This is a genomic window from Pseudomonas edaphica, from assembly GCF_005863185.1.
In the GTDB taxonomy this organism is placed as follows: domain Bacteria; phylum Pseudomonadota; class Gammaproteobacteria; order Pseudomonadales; family Pseudomonadaceae; genus Aquipseudomonas; species Aquipseudomonas edaphica.
Genome location: NZ_VBVZ01000480.1, coordinates 1 through 4,941, shown reverse-complemented (window position 1 = coordinate 4,941; position 4,941 = coordinate 1). Strand labels below are relative to the sequence as shown.

The 4,941-nt window shown below is 63.0% G+C and carries 3 protein-coding genes; all 3 read right to left on the bottom strand.

Annotation, left to right across the window (positions count from 1 at the left end; genetic code table 11):
* Positions 1 to 222, bottom strand: a 222-nt coding sequence (locus FEM54_RS24675; protein ID WP_138453450.1) for a helix-turn-helix domain-containing protein, incomplete at its 3' end; no start/stop codon positions are given.
* Positions 215 to 580, bottom strand: a complete 366-nt coding sequence (locus tag FEM54_RS24670; RefSeq protein ID WP_138453449.1) for a type II toxin-antitoxin system RelE/ParE family toxin — start codon at positions 578 to 580, stop codon at positions 215 to 217. The genes FEM54_RS24675 and FEM54_RS24670, both read right to left, overlap by 8 nt.
* 215 nt (positions 581 to 795) lie before the next feature.
* The coding region (locus FEM54_RS24665) for an autotransporter domain-containing protein (RefSeq protein WP_138453448.1) at positions 796 to 4,941 on the bottom strand (4,146 nt) is incomplete at its 5' end.

Sequence of the window (4,941 nt, the reverse complement as noted above, 5' to 3'; positions counted from 1 at the left end):
GTCACGCAGCGTGCTGATGTACATGTCGGTACGCCGCTCCATCTTGGAAACCGCTGCCTGGTTGATATTCAACGCCTTGGCCAGGCTTTCCTGGCTCAGTTGCTGGGCCTTGCGCAGCTCATGCAGGGGCATTTCCTTGAGGTGCTGGCGGAACAGCTGCTCGGCTTCGGCACGCGACTGCGGGGTCATGCGCGCTTGAAGTTCAGCGAATTTTTTAGCCATGGTGACGGGCCTCTTTACGCAATGTTTGCAAATGGATGTCGTACACATTTTCGGCCAAGGGCACATGCACCTCGTACCACCTGGGGTGTGCGGCTTTATCGCCGCCGATCAGCAGGACAGCGCAGCGCCGGGGATCAAATGCATACAGCACTCGATAGGGCCGGCCGGCGTGCCGGACCCGCAGTTCCCGCAGGTTGCCATGCCGGGAACCCTTGATATCACTGGTATGGGGGAAGCCCAGGCCAGGCCCTAAAAGCCCCAGCAGATCAACGCTGGCGGACACGGAGACTTGCTCCTTTGCGCCCAGTTCATCCCACCATTCTGCGAATTCATCCGTGTATTCAACGTCCCAATCCATGCGAATATGCCACCTAAGGAATATAAACTCAAGGGCATACTTTAGATTCAGAAAAGACTGCATTACCAGCCGGGCTCCAGGGGAAATTGTTTGTACATCCTTCTGACCAGACGCTGAGCAACAACCCTGCCCTATTGGCAAACCATCGAATAGCGTTAAGAAATATTTCCAAAAAAAAACCGCCCTTTCGGGCGGTTAAAAATACTCGGCTTTGATCAGAAACCGAGGGAGAAGCTGATCGTCATCGCATGGTCTTTATCGTTGCGCGACAATTGGCCGGAATAGCCCAGGCCCAACTTGCCATTCTGACTGATCTGGTAGTCCACGCCCGCTTCCACCACCGCGCTGTCCTTGGCGATCGGCACACCTTGGGTGCTGAACGATGCACCGCCGTTGATAAAGCTCAGGTCGGCATCCGGCTTGGTGTCGCCAAAGGCATGACGCCAGCCGATGCTGCCCCGTGGGGTGATTTTCGAGCCGTTACCCAAGGTGATGGTCTGGCCGATGCGCACGCCCAGGGTCGAGAAGGTCACGTCCTGATCGGCATCGCCGCGCAGGGCCGCCGAACCGCCTTTCTCCTTGATCGTGTCGCTGTCGTAGTTGACGTAAGCCAGGCCGGCGAACGGTTCTACTACCACTTTGCCGGTTTCAATGGTGTAGCCCACTTCACCGAACACTTGCGCGCTGCGCGCTTTGTAGTCGGCTTTGAGGCGTTGCCCCACGCCGCCTACGGCCACATCGCGTTTGCTTTCGATGTCGTGCCAGCTGTATGCCACGCCCATGCGAGCGGCGAAGGCTTCCTGCTGGTACGCGGTGTAGGCCATCAAGTGGTAGCTGTCGACGTCGGCGCTGGAGCTGCGGCGCTTGGCGTCCAGGTCGCTGCGGGTGTAGCCGGCGGCCACACCGACGCGCCAGGCGTCATCCACTTGTTTGTCGGTGCCGAGCAGGAAGCCGCCGAGGTTGCGGTCCAGCTTGGCGGTGTTGCTGTCGCCGCCCATGTGGCCCCAGGTGCCCAACACACGCATCCAGCCGACCATTTCGCCGTGGCAACCGGCGCTGCTCAGGCGGTTTTCGCTGGGCGCCAGGCTGTTGCGTGGGTCATCTTCGCGGTAGCAGCCGGGCTGACGCAGGCGCTCGTTGACCGCGTCACGCACGTAACGCGAATCTTCGAGCATGGCGCTGGCGGTGCTGGCATGAATCTCCCCGGACAAGCTGTCGAACGCGGCGCGCGCCCCGGCAACATTGGAGTTGAGCAGCGCATTCTGCACCGTTGCGCCACCCACCGCGGCACCGCTGTCCAACGCGGCGGCCACGCCACGTTGGTTACCAGTGGCTGCCACGCTGGCGTAGCTGACGTTGTTGCGGCTAACCGCCAGCGCCACCTGAGTAGGGCTGTAGTTCAACGCGGTATTGAGGAACGCCAGGTTCTCCAGGTTGGTGGTGCCGAAGGTGCCGTTCACTGCACCCGCCGTGAGCAGCGTGTAGGTGGCCGGGCCGGCGTACGGCGCCAGGTTGACCACATTCAACGTGCCGCCCAGGTTCGCCGTCCCCCCAACGGCCAGGGAGCCGGTCGACGATGGGGTGATGAGCAGGTTCAACGCGCCGGTACTGCCATTAGTGAAGTTACCGGCCACCGTCAGCTTACCGTTATCAGGTGTGACGCTGCCGTTGTTGACCAACGCGCCGACGCTGCCGTTGCCGGTCAGGCCTGCACCGTTGGCGACGGTCACCTGCCCACCAAACACCGCGCCTGGGTTGGCCGCGTTGCCGACTTGCAGTACGCCCTGGTCCACCGCCACCGTGCCGCTGAATGGCTGGTTGCCGGTCAGCAACAGCGCGCCTGCGCCTTGTTTGGTAATGCTGCCGGTTCCGCTCAATACACCATTAAAGGTGCCGTTAGTGGGTTGGACAAACAACAGTTGCGCATTGTTGAGGATGCGACCCTGCAAGCTCAGCGTGTTACCGGCCAGCGTACCGCCACTGACGGTCGTGCCACCGGAATAGGTGTTGGCGCCGGTCAACAGCAAGGTGCCGGCGTCAAGTTTGTTGATCGACCCGGCCCCCACGATTGGCGCAGCCACTTCGGTAGTGACGCCCGAATTGACACGCACCACTGCGGCACCGGTTGGCGACAAGGTCCCACCTGCGCCTGCCGTCAGCGTGTAACCAGGGTCAAGGAATTGCAGGCCAGTAAAGCCTTGGTTACCGACCACGGTGACCGTACCGCCCTGCCCGCCGAACACGGCAAACTGGTTATTTGACGCCTGGCCCTGGGTACCGGTTGGATCGGTCCAGTTGGTGCCTGGGCCCCAGGTACCACTGCCGCCGGTGATAGTGCCGTCAGGGTTGGTGGTGCCACCGTTCCAGAACTGGATTTGCCCCGGCATGGTTTGCACCAGCAGGTTCAGTTGGTTGGCCAGCGCCGTTTGCAGGCTCAGATTACCCACGCCGACCGGCAGCGAGCCGAGGGTCAGGCCGTTGTCGGTCAACGCGCCGCCGTAGCGGAACAGTTGATAAACGCCGAGTCCGAAGCCCCCGGCATCGGTAACGTTGAGCGTGCCATCAAGGGTCAGGTTGCCCGCCACATTCACCGCCGTGGTGGATGCGCCAGGCGCGCCGAGGGCGAAGTCCAGGGCAGTGCCCGACGACAACGCCAGCGAACCCACCGACAGCGGCGTCGCCGCCCCGGCCTTGAGGGTCGAGCCATCGGCCATCGTCACAGCACCGCCCAGGCTGCCGCTGCCGCCAAGGGTCGCGCCGCTGGCTACCTGCACCGCTGCGCTGTTCAAGGTGCCGTTGACCAGCAAGCTGCCGGCGTTGACGTTGGTGTTGCCGGTCAAGGTGTTGTTGCCAGTCAACAGCAACGCGCCGGTGCCGGTTTTATTCAGCACGCCTGCGCCGGTAAGGTTGCCGGTGTAGGTGCCATCGGTGCCTTGCTCGAAGGTCAGGGCCGCATTGTTGGCAATCGCGCCTTGCAAGCTGTTGGTGTTGCCGGTGGTGGTGCCGCCGTTAAGGGTGGTGCCACCGCTGTAGGTGTTGGCGCCGGTCAACAGCAGCGCACCGTTGCCGTTTTTCACCAGGCTGCCGGTGCCGCTGACCACGCCGTTAAGCGCTAGTGCATTGCTGCCGACCAGGGTCAGCGGCCCACTCAGGCTGATGGCGTTGGCCAGTTGCAGGTCGGTGCTGCCATCCAGCGCCGCAGCGCCGCCGACGGTGAGCGCGCCGCTGCCCAATGCGGCGTTATTGCCCAGGGTCAGTTGCCCGGCGTTCAGGCCGGTGCCGCCACTGTAGGTGTTGGCGCCGTTGAGCGTCAGGGTTGCCGCGCCTTTTTTCAGCAGGCTGCCATTGCCGCTGATACTGCCGTTAAGCGTCAGCGCATTGCTGCCGCCGATGGCCAGTGCACCATTGAGTACCGCAGCGTTGCCGAGTGTGACGGCCGCGTTGCTGTCCAGGGTGGTGCCGTCGGCCGCCGTCAGTGCGCCACTGCCCAGCGCGCTGTTATTGCCGACTACCAGCGTGCCGCCATTGAGTGCAGTGCCGCCGGTGTAGGTGTTGGTGCCGTTAAGCACCAAGGTGCCAGTGTCGAGTTTGGCCAGGGTGCCAGCACCACCGAGCGTGACGCCCAACGTTGCGGTGGCGTTCGGGTCGACACGGATCGCCGTGTTGCCGGTGCCGCCATTCACCAGGTTGAGCACGCCCGCCGTGCCGGAGGCCAGGTTGTAGCCATCGGTGACGAACTGCATGCCGGTGAGGTTTTGCGTGCCCTCCACGGTCACGTTACCCGCCGCGCCCTGGAACACTGCAAAGCTGTTGTTCCAGTTCTGGTTGAGGGTGCCGTCAACGTTGGTCCAGTTGGTGGTGCCAGTGCCCCAGGTGCCGTTGCCGCCGTCGATGGCGCCGTTGCCGATCAGGTTGGCGCCGTCCCAGAACTGCACGGTGGTATTGGGCGCAGTCACCAGCAGGTTGACCTTGTTGCTGATGGCCGTCTGCACTTGCACATCGCCCGGAATCACACTGCCCGGCAAACTGCCAAGGGCCAGGCCATTATTGGTGAGTGCCCCGCCGTAGTTGATGATGTTGTAGACGCCGCTGCCAAAGCCGCCGATATCGGTGACGTTGAGTTTGCCGCCCAAGGTCAGATCACCGCCGACATTCAGCAGCCCGCTGCCACCGCCCACCACCGGCACGCCGAGGCCGACGTCCAGGTTGGCGTTATTACCCAGCACCAACGAGCCCACCGACAGCGTGCTGCCGGCGTTCAGGCCGATGTGCCCGCCATCAGCCACCGTCACCGCACCCGATAATGAGCCAGTACCGGCCAGCGTCGCGCCGTTGTTCACCGCCACCGTGCCACTGGCCAG